Genomic DNA, 13,227 nt, shown 5'->3' with positions numbered 1-13,227 from the left:
GCGGCGTGCGAGCGCCGCGGCGCGACCGGCCAAGTCCGACACGACGGCGGCCAGTTGGTTGGTGGACAAGCGGGCGTTCACGATACTTGCCCGGGTGAAACAACATTCGACACAGAGCTCACGTCAACGCACGGCCGCGCTCGGCGCCATGGTCGCCGCGGGCGCCCTGTCCCTCGCGATGACGTCCGCCGTACCGGCGAGCGCCGCGCCCCGGCACTCCGCATCGCTCGACTACGTCGCCCTGGGGGACTCCTACGCCGCGGCGCCCGGCGTCCCCGAGCAGATCGACACCGCGTGCGCCCGCTCCAACAGCAACTATCCGCATCTCGTGGCCGAGCGGAACAGGGCGCGGCTGACGGACGTCACCTGCTCGGGGGCGACCACGGCGGATCTGGCCCTCGCCACCGACACGGCCCCCGCGCAGTACGACGCCCTCAACCGCGGCACCGACCTGGTGACCGTGAGCATCGGCGGCAACGACATCGGCTTCTCCGCCGTACTCGGCCGCTGCGCCACGCTGGGCGCGGGAAACCCGACCGGAAGCCCCTGTCGCGACGACCTCACGCAGGGCGGCGACGACCAGGTGGAGCGGAGCATCGCCGCCACCGCGCCGAAGATCTCCCAGGTGATCGCCGAAGTCAACCGCCGGGCCCCGCGCGCCGAGGTGGTCATGGTCGGCTATCCGTCGCTCTTCCCCGACAGCGGAGTCGGCTGCACGAGCCGCAGCGTCCCCTTCGCCGCCGGCGACTTCGCCTATCTGCGGGACAAGACGAAGTCGCTCAACGCCATGATCGCTCGCCAGGCCAAGCTCGGCGGGGCCGCGTACGTCGACACATACAAGCCCACGATCGGCCACGACATGTGCCAACCCGTCGGTGAACGCTGGATCGAGAGCCTCGCCCCCGAGACCCCGGCGGCACCGGCCCACCCGAACGCGCAGGGTGAGCAGGCCATGGCGGCGGCCGTGAACCGCGCGCTGCTCCGCTGCGGGGTCGTTCGTCAGGTCTGATGCCGGATGGACCCGGGCGGGCACGCCCGGGTCCGAACCCTCGTCGCTGCGTCTGCTGTGCCTGCGAGTTCGATCACACTGATCGAACGATGACCGCTTGGCACACTATTTTGATCAGATCAGACCGGCTTGATCACCCCACCACCGGCTCGAACCGCACGTCCCGCTCCCCCGCCGCCGCGTCGGTCACCGCCAGCAGCCGCGCGCCCTCGGCCTCCAGAGCCTCCCGATCGGCGGCGCCGAGCCGTACGAACGGCGTCACGCGCAGCGCCGCCACGCCACGGGCGCGCTCGATTTTCCAGATCCCGGCGACGAAGCCGTCCACCAGAATCGTGCCGCGCACGATGCCGTTGTCACCCATCACCGGCCGCCGGTACTCGTCGGCGAGGATGCGGGCGCGGTCGGCGTGCGAGAGCAGCAGGTTGTCGAATTCGGCGACGAAGCGGGCGGGGACGGGCGTGCCGGGGTCCGGCAGCGACGCACCCGCCGGGTCGTAGAGCTCGCGCCCGCTCTCGTCCCGGTACCTCCGCAGGGCGGGCCCCAGCCGCTCGACCACCTCACGCAGCCCGGTCAGCCCGCACCACTTCTGGATGTCCGCCACGGTCGCGGGCCCGAAGGCCGTGAGATAGCGCAGCACCACCTCGTCCAGGGAGGGTTCGGTCTCCATCGGCCGCCCCAGCCAGTCCTCGACGGTCGCGTACCGGGGCCCGCCGCTCTTGCCCCACAGCCCGCGCGGCGGCACCTGCACCAGCGGCGCGCACAGACGCACCGCGTCGACCAGCGCACCGGGGTCCGCGCCCGGCCATCGGGGGCCGAGCTCGGCGCGCAGCTCGGCCGGGCTCAGGGCGCGCGGCCCGAGCGACTTCCGCCCGGCCGCCACCAGTTCGTCCCGCGCCACGCCGGGCAGTCGGCGCGCGAAGAAATGCCTGTCCAGCATCGGCTGGATGAGCGGCCGCAGCCGCAGCGCGTCGGCCGCGGAGACCAGGTGCACGGTGCCGCGCATCAGCACCATCCGCACCACCTCCCGCTCCCGCGTCAGGCGCGCCAGCTCCTCGAAGGCAAAGCCGTCCAGGCGCGTCCACAGGCCGATGTACGGGGCGTTGGGCGCCTGGGACTGCATGCCGACAAGCCGCTCGATCACCTCGAGGGCGGTGAGGGACCCCGACCGGTTCAGCAGCAGTTGGCGCTCCAGCAGGGCCCGGTTGAGGGCGCGAGGACCGAGCACGTCGTTCGTCATGCCCTTACGCTACGAACCCTTGCGGACAGTTTCTGTCCTCGTCCGGCCTTCTTCCTTCTCGTTCTGTTCCGGGAAGGGCACAACTGGGGTTTTCCCAAGCCGACTTGTGCTTCGATGCCGTCCGGCACACATGGCACGCACAGGTGAGCGACGGCGACGGGAGATTGCGTATGGACCGGCGAGGGTTCCTGAGGGGCGCGGCCGCGGTATCCGCCGCGGGACTGGTATCGGCCATGGGCGGTACGGCCACGGCGACCGCCGCACCACGGCCGCTGGCGGCCACGGACTGGCTGTCCGGCATCGCCGACGCCACCCCCGTCCAGCGGCTGACACTGCCGGGCACCCACGACTCCGGCGCCCGCTACGGCGGCCCCTGGACGGAGTGCCAGAACACCATCATCGGCGATCAGCTGAACAGCGGCATACGCTTCCTGGACATCCGCTGCCGCGCCTTCGAGGGCGCCTTCCCCATCCACCACGGCGCGTTCTACCAGCACCTCAACTTCGACGACGTCCTCGGCGCCTGCCGGGACTTCCTGAGCGCGCACCCGTCGGAGACCGTGCTGATGCGGGTCAAGCAGGAGTACTCGGAGGAGAGCGCCGCGGAGTTCCGCCGTATCTTCGACACCTACCTCGACGGGAAGGGCTGGCGCTCGCTGTTCCGCCTGGACGCCACGCTCCCGTCGCTGGGCCAGGCACGCGGCAGGGTCGTCCTGCTCGCCGACTCCGACAACATGCCGGGAGTGCGGTACGCCGACGCGGCGCTCTTCGATATCCAGGACGACTACATGGCGGAGCCATTCGGCAAGTGGCCGAAGATCCAGGCCCAGTTCCGCAAGGCCGCCGCCCAGCCCGGCAAGCTCTTCGTCAACTATGTCTCCACCGCCGCCCTGCTCCCGCCCCGCTCCAACGCGGACCGACTGAACCCGCAGGTCAAGAGCTTCCTGGAGAGCTCCGAGGCGGCCGGGTGGACCGGGCTCGGGGTGGTGCCGATGGACTTCCCGAACACCGTCTCCGGCCTCGTCGACACCCTCATCCGGCACAATCCGGCTGCCTGACAGGGTTCAGTCGGGCTGAGGGAGACGGACGACAGGGTCGAAGGGGTGTTTGTTGAAGCCGGTGCGCAGGTTGCGGCAGTTCGGTTTCGTGCACACGAAGAACGCTTCGACGTTCCTGAGGTCCTTTTCATTCTTGAGCCAGACCTTCTCCGCGGCGGTGAGGGGGCGATGCTGTTCGTCAGCGTCGCAGGTGTAGCAGTACATCGTGTGGGGCCGCACGGTACCTCCCGAAACGGGCAGACAGGACAGCCAGCAGCATATGGAAGTGCGTTGGGCGATAACAGCGCGCAATTGGCCGTCTCCTGACCGATGGGCCAGGCGCCGCAAGCGCCCACCGGACAGAGCCTTAGCTCACAAGGTCGTCGAACTCGCCCGCTTTGACGCCCCTGAGCCAGGCGTCCATCTCCGCACGCGTGAAGAAGACCGTGCCCGCTTCAGGGTCCTTGCCGTTGCGGACGGCGATCGTGCCGTCCGCCTGCGGGGCGACTTCGACGCAGTTGCCTCCCGCATCGCTGAAGCTGGACTTGCGCCACGGCGCTATGGAGGGGTCAGGCATGTGTGGTGGCCCTTCTGCGGTGCTTCTTCAGGTTGGCGGCCAGCAGTTCGGCCGAGTCTGCCTCCGAGAGGGCCAACTGACGCAGATCGTCGAACATCTTGACCATCGTGGCCACATCGCCCTCGTCGCTGACGATGTAACCGCCCAGCGGACCGCCGCATCCTCGCGGCAACCCACTTTTCGATGAACTCCGGGGCGACCTTGTTCCTCCCGGCCGTATGAATGGCATGGGCGTACTCCTCGGTTTGCAAGAGGCCGGGAATGAGTACGGGCTCGAAGGTCTGGATCACGACCGCGTCCTGCTCGAAGCCCACCAACGGCCGCGCCCAGTCCGGCAGCCCGTATGTCGCCCACTGCGGCGTTCGCCGCGGCGCCTCCTGCCGCAGCTTCTCAAGCCCCTTGCGCAGTTCGGCCGGCGCGAGCTGGTCGACGACTCCGCCCCACGACTGTTCGCCGTCGTACAGGTCTACGGCAAGGAGGAAGACGGAATCGCTGCGTGGGGCATGGCACTCGACGATCACGCCGAGATCATCGACGTGGAGGGACGCGTCCGAATGAACGTGCGGTCACCGGAGCGCGGGGTGCGGAGGTTCGCCCACCCGCCACACATTTCCGCGCGATTGATGTGGGTGCGGGAGCAGCCCGCCGGCTGACGGGTCCCTGACGGACCGCGCGAACGGGCCGGGATGTTGACGTGCGTCAACCGCACCCATTAGCTTTGCTTGCAAATGTATTTGCTTTCAAAGCAATCACCTGGGGGCTGCCATGCCGCATTTGACCGTCAACGTCCTCGAAAGTGATCTCGTCGGTCGGGAGACCGACTTGATCGAAGCCCTGACCGACGCGGTCGTCGCCGTGTACGGGGACTGGGCACGAGACATCGTGGTCGTGCACCTGATCGGTCTGCCGCCGAGCCGGTGGGGCATCGGTGGCAAGCCGGCGCAGGCGCCGTCGCCGAGTGTGACGTTCGGCATCAAGGAGGCCGCGTTCAGCCGACCGGACGCGGAGGAGATCGTGTCCCGGCTGATATCCGGAGTCACCGACGCGGTCGTCGCCGTGTTCGGCGAACGCGTCCGCTCCGGTGTGAGCGTCGAGTTGGTGGGCACAGTGGCCGGCCGCAGCGGCATCGGTGGCGTTGTGGTCTCGCCATAGGCGAGCCGTCCGACGACGGGACCCAAGAGCCAACGAGGCCCGCGTCGTGGGCGATCAGCCCGGCCTGGGTGCGGTTCACCGAGCCCAGCTTGTTCAGCAGCCGCGACACATAGCCCTTGATCGTGGCCTCCGAGAGGTACAGCCGCGCGCCGATCTGTGCGTTCGACAGTCCCTCGCCGAGGCCGGCCAGCACCTCGACCTCCCGCTCGGTCAGCGACCCGACCAGCCGCTGAGCGCGGTCGCGCGCCGAGCGGCCGTCGGAGGAGGCCGCGATCAACCGCCGGGCATGGTCGGGCCAGGTCCGTGGGCATGATCCGCCACTCGCCGACGCCGGCAACCGCGGTCAGCGGTCGATGCTGGCCATGTTCGCCTCGTCGTGGCGCTCGCCCGAGGCCGGGGTGAGGTTGTTCAAACGGTCGAGCTGAACGGCGCTGAGTTCGATGCCGTCGGCGGCAGTGTTCTCCTCGACGCGCGAGACCCGCCGGGTTCCGGGGATGGGGGCGATGTCGTCGCCGCGGGTCAGCAGCCACGCCAGCGCGGTCTGCGCCGGCGTTGCTCCGATCTCGGCGCCGATGGCCTGCACTTCGTCGACGATGCGCAGGTTGCGCTGAAAGTTCTCACCGGTGAAACGCGGGTTGGTCTTGCGCCAGTCGTCATCGGCGAAGTCGTCGACAGAGCGGATCTGCCCGGTCAGAAGGCCGTGCCCCAGCGGCGAGTAGGGAACGAAGCCGATACCGAGCTCGCGCAGCAGCGGGAGAATCCCGGCCTCGACGTCGCGGGTCCACAGAGAGTATTCCGTCTGCAACGCTGCCACCGGATGCACGGCGTGCGCACGGCGGATCGTCGCGGGGCCGGCCTCGGACAGCCCGATGTACCGCACCTTGCCCTCGGCGACCAGATCGGCCAGAGCGCCGACGGTCTCCTCGATGGGAGTGTTCGGGTCGACGCGGTGCTGGTAGTAGAGGTCGATGTGGTCGGTGCCGAGCCGCTTGAGCGAGCCCTCGACAGCGGCCTTCACGTTGCCGGCACTGCTGTCCATAACACCGGGACCGCCACCGGAGTGGGAGACCAGGCCGAACTTCGTCGCCACGACAACATCGTCACGCCGGCCCTTGATGGCCTTGCCGACAATCTCCTCGCTGTGGAAGGGGCCATAGATCTCGGCGGTGTCGATGTGCGTGACTCCGAGGTCCAGCGCACGGTGGATGGTGCGGATCGACTCGGCGTCATCGAGTCCCCCGCCCGTCGTGTAGGTGCCTGCCATGGTCATGGCGCCGAGGCCGATGCGAGAGACATCCAGCCCACCCAGCGATACGTGCTTCATCACATACTCCTTGTCGTGGCGGCCGTCAGGCCTGGTCGGGGTCATGACCCCGAGAGAGGGGTGACCCTGCGATTTCCGTGATCAGTCAGCTCAGTGGGCCCGCTGTCCAGGCAACCACCCGACAGCCCCGCTAGGACCCCCGTACGGGGTACCGCTCCACCGGGGGTCTGCCGGTACCTCCTTCGCGGGCTGAGCGGCAGGGCGTCCGCCGTACGGTGGATGCATGGACCGCAGCAGTGAGATCCGCGAGTTCCTGCGTACACGCAGGGCCCGGATCACCCCCGAAAAGGCCGGCCTCACCCCTGACCAGGGCGCCCGCCGGGTTCCGGGACTGCGCCGCGAGGAAGTCGCCCAGCTGGCCGGAGTCAGCGTCGACTACTACATCCGCCTGGAACGGGGCCGCACCCGGGGTGTCTCGGAAGCCGTCTGGGAGGCCGTCGCCCGCGCGCTGCAACTGGACGACGCCGAACGCGCCCACCTCTTCGACCTGGCCCAGCCCACCACCGGCCGGACCCGCCGTAAGCGGTCGCTCGCCCCGCAGAAGGTCCGCCCCGCCCTCTACCGCACCCTGGACGCCCTGAGCGTCCCCGCGATCGTCCAGGGGCGGCGCATGGACATCCTGGCGGCCAACCGGCTCGGCTACGCCCTGATCACCGACTTCCAAGCCCGGCCCCACCGCGACCGCAACGCCGCACGCTTCGTCTTCCTGGACGCAGCCGCCCGCACGCTGTACACGGACTGGGAACGGGTGGCCGCCGACTGCGTCGCCACCCTGCGCCTGTACGCCGGACGGCACGCGGACGACCCACAGCTCACCGAACTGATCGACGAGCTGTCCCTGCACAGCGACACCTTCCGCCGGCTGTGGGCCGACCACGACGTCCTCGCCCACGCCACCGGTGCCAAACGCCTGCACCACCCGCTCGTCGGCGACCTCACCCTCGACTACGTCGTCCTGGCCGTCGAAGACGACCCCGAGCAGACTCTCGTCATCTACACCCCAGAACCAGCCTCACCCACTGCTGAAGCCCTCAACATCCTGGCCAGCTGGACCGGCACGTCCCCCACCGGCCGACCCGCTCACGCCCGGCGAGATCAGCAGTGACCGGGTGGCGGTGATCGCCGACGGCCGGGTGGTGGCCGAGGGGGCCCCTCGTCCCTCGGGGCCGCGACACCGCCCGCGCGCGGATCCGCTTCGCCCTGCCGGAGGGGTCCGCGGCGGCCGATCTGCCGGTCGCCGCCACCGCGCCGGGCGACGGCTGCCTGGTCACCGTGGAGACTGGGATGCCGACCGAGGCGCTGTACCGGCTGACGGGCTGGGCGCTTGGGCGCGGCGTATCTCTCGACGGGATCACCGTCGAGCGGCCGACCACCCGGCTCCCGGTTTGGCGTGGCGAGGCCTCGTCGTGCTGCTCCTCTGGGGCGCCGCGGGGGCGGTCGTCGCGGTCCGCCGCTTCCGCTCGGACCCCCGGCCGGAGTGACCGTACCGGGGGTACTGGCAATCGCCTGACGTTTCGTCACAGGGAGGGTTGGGCGTTGCGGACCAGTTCCAGGGCCTGCTCGGGGAACCAGTTGCCCGCCTCCGGGTCGACCGACCCGCGCTCCGGGTCCTGCGGCCCCGCCGTGCCGCGCAGGCACTGGCCGTCCGACTCGCCGGGGGTCTTCACCCACAGCGCGGCGTCGTGCAGCGGGTCGCCCGTCTTGGTGGTGGGGCGGGCGCCCAGGCCCCGGCCGGGAGGGTTGCACCAGGACTGGGGGTCGGCGTGGCTGCCGGCCCTGGGCAGCCACGGGCCGCGGCCGTTGCGGCTGGTGTCGGTGATGAAGTGCTTCATCTCGTCGGGATCGAGGAGCGCGTTGAGCTCCAGCCACCGCTCGGCGTTCAGCCGCGGCCAGCGCTGGTTCGGGCAGTCCGCCTGGTCGCCGCCGTCGGCCACATAGGCGAGGCAGGAGGAGATGAGCCGGCCGTACCAGACGTTGTCCTCGTCGGTCTGGTAGTGGGAGACGTTGATGGAGAAGCCGGTGGCGTGGTCCACGCCGCCGTGCAGCAGCCGGGACACGATGTTGTTGACGGAGTGCCAGGCCGGGTGGCCGGCGTCCAGGTAGACCTTGGTGCCGGGGAGCGGTTCCAGGGTGCGCACCGCGTAGTCGATCTCGTGGTAGCGGGCGGCGGTGCGGAGCCTGCGCTCGGCGGGGGTGAGGACGGGGGGCTTCCTGGGGGTGTTGGTGGCGGGGGCCGTGGCGTTGCCGGTGGGTTGTTGGTCGCTGGGGTTGCTGGTGGGGTTGCTGGTGGGGGTCTCGGTGGGGTTGGCCGCGGTGCCGTCGGCCGGCTCGCCGGCGGGTTGCCCGGGGGGCGTGGTCGTGGGCGCGACGGGCTCGGTGGGTGCGGCGGTGGGCTCCTCCTCGGGCAGGTCCGTGACCGGGTCGATGTCGCCCGGCGCCCCGGCCCGGGGCCTGACCTGCGCCGCGAGGTGCCCCGCCGCCTGCCCCGCGACCCGCGCGTGGGCCTGCGCCTCGGCCTGCGCTTCGATGCCCGCGAGCGCGCCGCCGAGCACTTCGGCCCCGGCGCCGAACAGCCGGCTGTCGAAGGCATCGTCGTCGGATCCGGCACCGCTCTCGGGGGCGCCGCCGTCCGGCTCCGCCGCGATCTCCTCGCCGAACTCCTCGCCGAGGTCCTCGTCCCGCGCGTCGGCCGCACCCCGCTCCGGGCCGCAGTCGGACGGCAGCAGGGCGAGCGAGTCGGGCTCGAGGACGATCAGCGCCCGGCGGCGGCCGATGCCCCGGGCGACGGCGTCGATCCACTCCTGGTACTCGGCGGTGTTCCGTGCTCCGCCCGCCGAGTAGCTTCCGCAGTCGCGGCCGGGGGTGTTGTAGAGCGCGAGCACGGGTACCCGGCCCCGCCGGGTGGCGCTCCAGGTGGTCGTGCGGACCAGCCGCTCGACCTCCTCCGGGGTCTCGTCCCCGAACCAGATCGCGTGCGGGGTGCGGACCATCGCGAGGACCCCGGCGGCCGCGTCGGGTTCGCCGTATCTCACCAGCCGGGTCACCTGACGGTATGAGTCCGTCGCGCCCGGCGGGGTGTACAGCCGGTGCAGGGCCCTGGCCCTGGAAGGCTCCCCCGGCGCGGCCGCGTACACGGCTGCGGCGCTGGACAGGGGCAGCGCGATGGCGGCCAGAACGGCCATCGGCTTGGCGGGGATCGTCCGTCTTTTACGCACGTGCGCACTCCTCAAGCGGCGATTTCGGGGTCGATTTCTGAGGCTCAATCAGAAATCGGGACCCCGCAACGCGTAGCTCCGCCGGGTGGCCGAACCGCTCCCCCACCAATGAGTGGGGCTCCGTCAGGCGACCGAATCGATCCGGCCCATGTCCACGGGCGCCGAAAGGTCGTGGTGGATGGGGGTGTGCGCGCCCGTCAGGGGCAGGCCGCCGCCGCCCCGCCGGGCGGCGACGATCTCGCTCGCGATGGACAGGGCCGTCTCCTCGGGCGTCCGGGCGCCGAGATCCAGGCCGATCGGGGAGCGCAGCCGCGCCAGCTCCAGTTCGCCGAGCCCGGCGTCGCGCAGCCGCCGCAGCCGGTCCTCATGGGTACGGCGCGAGCCCATCGCCCCGACGTACCCGACGGGCAGCCGCAGCGCCCGCTCCAGCAGCGGCACATCGAACTTGGCGTCGTGGGTGAGCACGCACAGGACCGTGCGGGCGTCGACCTCGGTGGCGTCCAGATAGCGGTGCGGCCAGTCGACGACGACCTCGTCCGCCTCCGGGAAGCGGCGGGCGGTCGCGAAGACGGGCCGGGCGTCGCACACCGTCACGTGGTAGCCGAGGAACTTGCCGATCCGCGCCAGCGCGCCCGCGAAGTCGACCGCGCCGAAGACGATCATTCGGGGCGGCGCCACGGCGGACTCGACGAGCAGCGTGACCGGCTCGCCGCAGCGGCCGCCGGCCGCGCCGGCCCCGACGGTGGCGGTGCGCCCGGCCTCCAGCAGCGCCCGCGCCTCACCGGCCGCCGTGCGGTCGAGGGCCGTGCGGTCGAGGGCCGTGCGGTCGAGGCTCCCCTCGTACGAGCCGTCGGGGCGCACCAGCAGCGCGCGCCCCAGCAGCTCCGGCGGCCCGTCGGCGACCCGTACGAGCGCCACCGGGCGGCCGTCGGCGGCGGCGGACAGGGCGGCGGCGAGGACCGGGCGCAGCCGGGTGTCGGCCGCCGGCACCGGGGTGACCAGGATCTCGATGGTCCCGCCGCAGGTCAGGCCCACGCTGAAGGCGTCCTCGTCGGAGTAGCCGAAGCTCTCCCGTACGGCCTGCCCGGTGCGCAGCGCGTCCCGGCACAGGTCGTAGACCGCGCCCTCCACGCACCCGCCGGACACGCTGCCGACCGCCGTCCCCGCGGCGTCGACGGCCAGCGCCGCGCCGGGCTGCCGGGGCGCGCTGCCGCCGACGGACACGACCGTGGCGACGGCGAAGTCACGCCCCTCCTCGCACCAGCGGCGCAGCTCGGCAGCGATGTCCAGCATGGTGCTCAGCTCCTACGTGCCGGTCAGATGTTCCGGGCGGACGGGGACGCGTCCCAGCCGCAGGCCCGTCGCCGCCCGGATGGCGGCGACGACGGCCGGGGTGGAGGACAGGGTGGGGGCCTCGCCGACCCCGCGCAGCCCGTACGGCGCGTGGTCGTCGGCCAGTTCGAGGACGTCCACCGGGATGCTCGGCGTGTCGAGGATGGTGGGGATCAGATAGTCGGTGAAGGACGGGTTGCGCACCCGGGCGCCGTCCGACACCACGATCTCCTCCATGACCGCGAGCCCGAGCCCCTGGGTCGTGCCGCCCTGGATCTGGCCGACGACGGACAGCGGGTTGAGCGCCTTGCCGACGTCCTGGGCGGCCGCGAGTTCGACGACCTTGACCAGGCCGAGTTCGGTGTCGACGTCGACGACGGCCCGGTGGGCGCAGAAGGAGTACTGGACGTGTCCGAAGCCCTGCCCGGTCCGCGGGTGGAACGGCTCGGTCGGGCGGTGCCGGAACTCCTTCTCGATGTCGATCGCGTCCCCGCCGAGGATCTCGGCCAGGTCGGCGAGGACCTCGCCCGCCCCGGTGACCACCTTGCCGCCCGCCAGCCGCAGCTCCGCGCCCGCCCAGCCGGGGTGGTCGGCCCCGAACCGCTCGCGGCCGCGCCGGAACACCTCCTCGCGCACCGCCTCGCAGGTGTGCTTGATCGCGCCGCCGGTCATATACGTCTGGCGGGAGGCGGAGGTGGAGCCCGCCGAGCCGACCTGGGTGTCGGCCGGGTGGAGCACGACCCGCGCGACGCCGAGCTCGGTGCGGGCGATCTGGGTGTGCACGGTCACCCCGCCCTGGCCGACCTCGGCCATGGCGGTGTGCACCAGCGCGACCGGCTCTCCGCCCAGCACTTCGAGCCGCACCCGGGCGGTGGAGTAGTCGTCGAAGCCCTCGGAGAAGCCGACGTTCTTGATGCCGACCGCGTAGCCGACGCCGCGCACCACGCCCTCGCCGTGGCTGGTGTTGGACAGCCCGCCGGGCAGCTCCCGTACGTCGGAGAAGCCGCCGGGCGGCATCGGCCGCGCCTTGACCCGGCGCAGCAGTTCGGCGACCGGGGCCGGGGAGTCGACGCGCTGGCCCGTGGGCATGGCGGTGCCGTGCTCCATGGCGTTGCGCTGCCGGAACTCCACCGGGTCCAGGCCGAGCTCGGCCGCCACCGCGTCCATCTGCGCCTCGTAGGCGAAGCAGGCCTGTACGGCGCCGAATCCGCGCATGGCGCCGCAGGGCGGGTTGTTGGAGTACAGCGCGAGCGCCTCGATGTCGACGTTGTCCACCGCGTAGGGGCCGATGGACAGGGAGGCGGCGTTGCCGACGACCGCCGGGGAGGAGGAGGCGTACGCGCCGCCGTCGAGGACGATGCGGCACTGGACGTAGAGCAGCCTGCCGTCGCGGGTCGCCCCGTGCTCGTAGGTGAGCTTGGCGGGGTGGCGGTGGACATGGCCGAAGAACGACTCGTAGCGGTTGTAGACGATCTTGACGGGCCGGCCGGTGCGCAGCGCCAGCAGGCACGCGTGGGCCTGCATGGACAGGTCCTCGCGGGCGCCGAAGGCCCCGCCGACGCCGGACAGGGTCAGCCGGACCTTGTCGGCGGGCAGGCCCAGGACCGGGGCGAGCTGGTCGCGGTCGACATGCAGCCACTGGGTGGCGATGTAGAGGTCGACGCCGCCGTCCTCGGCGGGCACGGCCAGGCCGGACTCCGGGCCGAGGAAGGCCTGGTCCTGCATGCCGACCTCGTAGTCGCGGCGCACCACGACATCGGCGCGGGCCCTGGCGTCGGCGACGTCGCCGCGCCTGATGGGCTGGCGGTGGACGATGTTGGGGTGCGGGGCGTGTGCGGCGTGGCGGTCGGTGCGGCCGGGGTGGAGCACGGGCGCGCCGGGCGCGGTGGCGGTGGCCTCATCGGTGATCAGCGGCAGCTCGGCGTACTCGACCTTGATCCGGGCGGCGGCGCGGCGCGCGGTCTCGGGGTGGTCGGCGGCGACGATCGCGACGGCCTCGCCGTGGTAGCGGACCCGGTCGGCGGCGAGCACGGGCTGGTCGCGGATCTCCAGGCCGTAGTGGGTCTCGGCGGGGAGGTCGGCGTAGGTCATGACGGTGTGCACACCGGGCATGGCCAGCGCCTCGGCGACGTCGATGGAGCGGATCTCGGCGTGTGCGTGCGGGCTGCGGAGGGTGCAGCCCCACAGCATGTCCTCGTGCCACAGGTCGGACGCGTACGCGAACTCGCCGGTCACCTTGAGGGTGCCGTCGGGGCGTGGGGTGGACTCGCCGATGGCGCCCGGGGTGGTGGCGCCCGGGTGCGGCCGGGCGGGGGCGGGGGTGGTGGTGCGGCCGGGGCCCATG

13 protein-coding genes and 2 pseudogenes are annotated in these 13,227 nt (G+C 71.8%); 5 read left to right on the top strand and 10 right to left on the bottom strand.

Translation table 11 applies throughout. The features are described 5' to 3' along the window. Positions 1 to 94 precede the first annotated feature (94 nt). Positions 95 to 1,009, top strand: coding sequence for an SGNH/GDSL hydrolase family protein (locus ACH4S9_RS24085; RefSeq protein ID WP_385341231.1), 915 nt, complete (start codon positions 95 to 97; stop codon positions 1,007 to 1,009). 133 nt (positions 1,010 to 1,142) lie between these two features. Here the strand turns inward: ACH4S9_RS24085 and ACH4S9_RS24080 are convergent, their stop codons facing one another. Further along, positions 1,143 to 2,246 (bottom strand): winged helix DNA-binding domain-containing protein, encoded by a 1,104-nt coding sequence (locus ACH4S9_RS24080; protein WP_385341233.1) that lies wholly within the window; start codon positions 2,244 to 2,246, stop codon positions 1,143 to 1,145. A 170-nt stretch (positions 2,247 to 2,416) separates the two neighbouring features. On the opposite strand from ACH4S9_RS24080, the gene ACH4S9_RS24075 reads away from it, so the two are divergent. Further along, complete coding sequence (locus tag ACH4S9_RS24075; RefSeq protein ID WP_398373801.1) at positions 2,417 to 3,304, top strand: phosphatidylinositol-specific phospholipase C domain-containing protein; 888 nt, start codon at positions 2,417 to 2,419, stop codon at positions 3,302 to 3,304. A gap of 6 nt (positions 3,305 to 3,310) precedes the next feature. Here the strand turns inward: ACH4S9_RS24075 and ACH4S9_RS24070 are convergent, their stop codons facing one another. The 4 genes and pseudogenes from ACH4S9_RS24070 to ACH4S9_RS24055 form a co-directional block, all read right to left on the bottom strand. Continuing rightward, complete coding sequence (locus ACH4S9_RS24070; RefSeq protein WP_398373800.1) at positions 3,311 to 3,508, bottom strand: hypothetical protein; 198 nt, start codon at positions 3,506 to 3,508, stop codon at positions 3,311 to 3,313. 142 nt (positions 3,509 to 3,650) lie between these two features. Continuing rightward, positions 3,651 to 3,860 (bottom strand): DUF397 domain-containing protein, encoded by a 210-nt coding sequence (locus ACH4S9_RS24065; protein ID WP_398373799.1) that lies wholly within the window; start codon positions 3,858 to 3,860, stop codon positions 3,651 to 3,653. After that, positions 3,853 to 4,032 (bottom strand): Scr1 family TA system antitoxin-like transcriptional regulator, encoded by a 180-nt coding sequence (locus ACH4S9_RS24060; RefSeq protein ID WP_311723496.1) that lies wholly within the window; start codon positions 4,030 to 4,032, stop codon positions 3,853 to 3,855. Before ACH4S9_RS24060 ends, ACH4S9_RS24065 begins: the two co-directional genes overlap by 8 nt. Positions 4,033 to 4,042: 10 nt before the next feature. Further along, positions 4,043 to 4,123: pseudogene (locus ACH4S9_RS24055) on the bottom strand (hypothetical protein); the annotation flags it as partial. Between ACH4S9_RS24055 and ACH4S9_RS24050 the strand changes: the two are divergent. Next, positions 4,088 to 4,513 (top strand): hypothetical protein, encoded by a 426-nt coding sequence (locus tag ACH4S9_RS24050; protein WP_398374027.1) that lies wholly within the window; start codon positions 4,088 to 4,090, stop codon positions 4,511 to 4,513. The pseudogene ACH4S9_RS24055 and the gene ACH4S9_RS24050 sit on opposite strands and share 36 nt — an antisense overlap. A 112-nt stretch (positions 4,514 to 4,625) precedes the next feature. Then, entirely contained in the window at positions 4,626 to 5,012 is a 387-nt protein-coding gene (locus ACH4S9_RS24045) for a tautomerase family protein (protein ID WP_311723498.1), read from the top strand. 34 nt (positions 5,013 to 5,046) lie between these two features. Here ACH4S9_RS24045 and ACH4S9_RS24040 read toward each other — a convergent pair. Both ACH4S9_RS24040 and ACH4S9_RS24035 read right to left on the bottom strand, forming a co-directional pair. Then, a pseudogene (locus ACH4S9_RS24040) lies at positions 5,047 to 5,307 on the bottom strand (response regulator transcription factor); the annotation flags it as partial. A gap of 48 nt (positions 5,308 to 5,355) precedes the next feature. Next, on the bottom strand, positions 5,356 to 6,336 hold the full coding sequence (locus ACH4S9_RS24035; protein ID WP_398373798.1) for an aldo/keto reductase: 981 nt from the start codon (positions 6,334 to 6,336) through the stop codon (positions 5,356 to 5,358). 223 nt (positions 6,337 to 6,559) lie between these two features. Here ACH4S9_RS24035 and ACH4S9_RS24030 point away from each other — a divergent pair, with 223 nt between their 5' ends. After that, the gene (locus tag ACH4S9_RS24030) at positions 6,560 to 7,441 is read left to right on the top strand and encodes a helix-turn-helix transcriptional regulator (protein WP_398373797.1); all 882 of its coding nucleotides are present in this window, start codon (positions 6,560 to 6,562) and stop codon (positions 7,439 to 7,441) included. A 412-nt stretch (positions 7,442 to 7,853) separates the two neighbouring features. Here ACH4S9_RS24030 and ACH4S9_RS24025 read toward each other — a convergent pair whose 3' ends face one another. The 3 genes from ACH4S9_RS24025 to pucD form a co-directional block, all read right to left on the bottom strand. Beyond that, complete coding sequence (locus ACH4S9_RS24025) at positions 7,854 to 9,551, bottom strand: glycoside hydrolase family 6 protein (protein WP_398373796.1); 1,698 nt, start codon at positions 9,549 to 9,551, stop codon at positions 7,854 to 7,856. 123 nt (positions 9,552 to 9,674) lie between these two features. Next, positions 9,675 to 10,844, bottom strand: coding sequence for an XdhC family protein (locus ACH4S9_RS24020; RefSeq protein WP_398373795.1), 1,170 nt, complete (start codon positions 10,842 to 10,844; stop codon positions 9,675 to 9,677). A gap of 12 nt (positions 10,845 to 10,856) precedes the next feature. Beyond that, positions 10,857 to 13,226, bottom strand: a complete 2,370-nt coding sequence (gene pucD, locus ACH4S9_RS24015; RefSeq protein ID WP_398374009.1) for a xanthine dehydrogenase subunit D — start codon at positions 13,224 to 13,226, stop codon at positions 10,857 to 10,859. Between the last annotated feature and the right edge of the window lies 1 nt (position 13,227).

Source organism: Streptomyces sp. NPDC021225 (assembly GCF_044332865.1).
Classification (GTDB): Bacteria; Actinomycetota; Actinomycetes; order Streptomycetales; family Streptomycetaceae; genus Streptomyces.
The sequence above is the reverse complement of the archived record's forward strand: the minus strand, read 5'-3'. Positions and strand labels throughout refer to the sequence as shown.

Coding starts and splice junctions, on each gene's coding strand:
- ACH4S9_RS24080 (WP_385341233.1), bottom strand. CDS start 2,246: ATGACGAACGACGTGCTCGGTCCTCGCGCCCTCAACCGGGCCCTGCTG.
- ACH4S9_RS24075 (WP_398373801.1), top strand. CDS start 2,417: ATGGACCGGCGAGGGTTCCTGAGGGGCGCGGCCGCGGTATCCGCCGCG.
- ACH4S9_RS24070 (WP_398373800.1), bottom strand. CDS start 3,508: ATGTACTGCTACACCTGCGACGCTGACGAACAGCATCGCCCCCTCACC.
- ACH4S9_RS24065 (WP_398373799.1), bottom strand. CDS start 3,860: ATGCCTGACCCCTCCATAGCGCCGTGGCGCAAGTCCAGCTTCAGCGAT.
- ACH4S9_RS24050 (WP_398374027.1), top strand. CDS start 4,088: ATGGGCGTACTCCTCGGTTTGCAAGAGGCCGGGAATGAGTACGGGCTC.
- ACH4S9_RS24045 (WP_311723498.1), top strand. CDS start 4,626: ATGCCGCATTTGACCGTCAACGTCCTCGAAAGTGATCTCGTCGGTCGG.
- ACH4S9_RS24035 (WP_398373798.1), bottom strand. CDS start 6,336: ATGAAGCACGTATCGCTGGGTGGGCTGGATGTCTCTCGCATCGGCCTC.
- ACH4S9_RS24030 (WP_398373797.1), top strand. CDS start 6,560: ATGGACCGCAGCAGTGAGATCCGCGAGTTCCTGCGTACACGCAGGGCC.
- ACH4S9_RS24020 (WP_398373795.1), bottom strand. CDS start 10,844: ATGCTGGACATCGCTGCCGAGCTGCGCCGCTGGTGCGAGGAGGGGCGT.
- pucD (WP_398374009.1), bottom strand. CDS start 13,226: ATGGGCCCCGGCCGCACCACCACCCCCGCCCCCGCCCGGCCGCACCCG.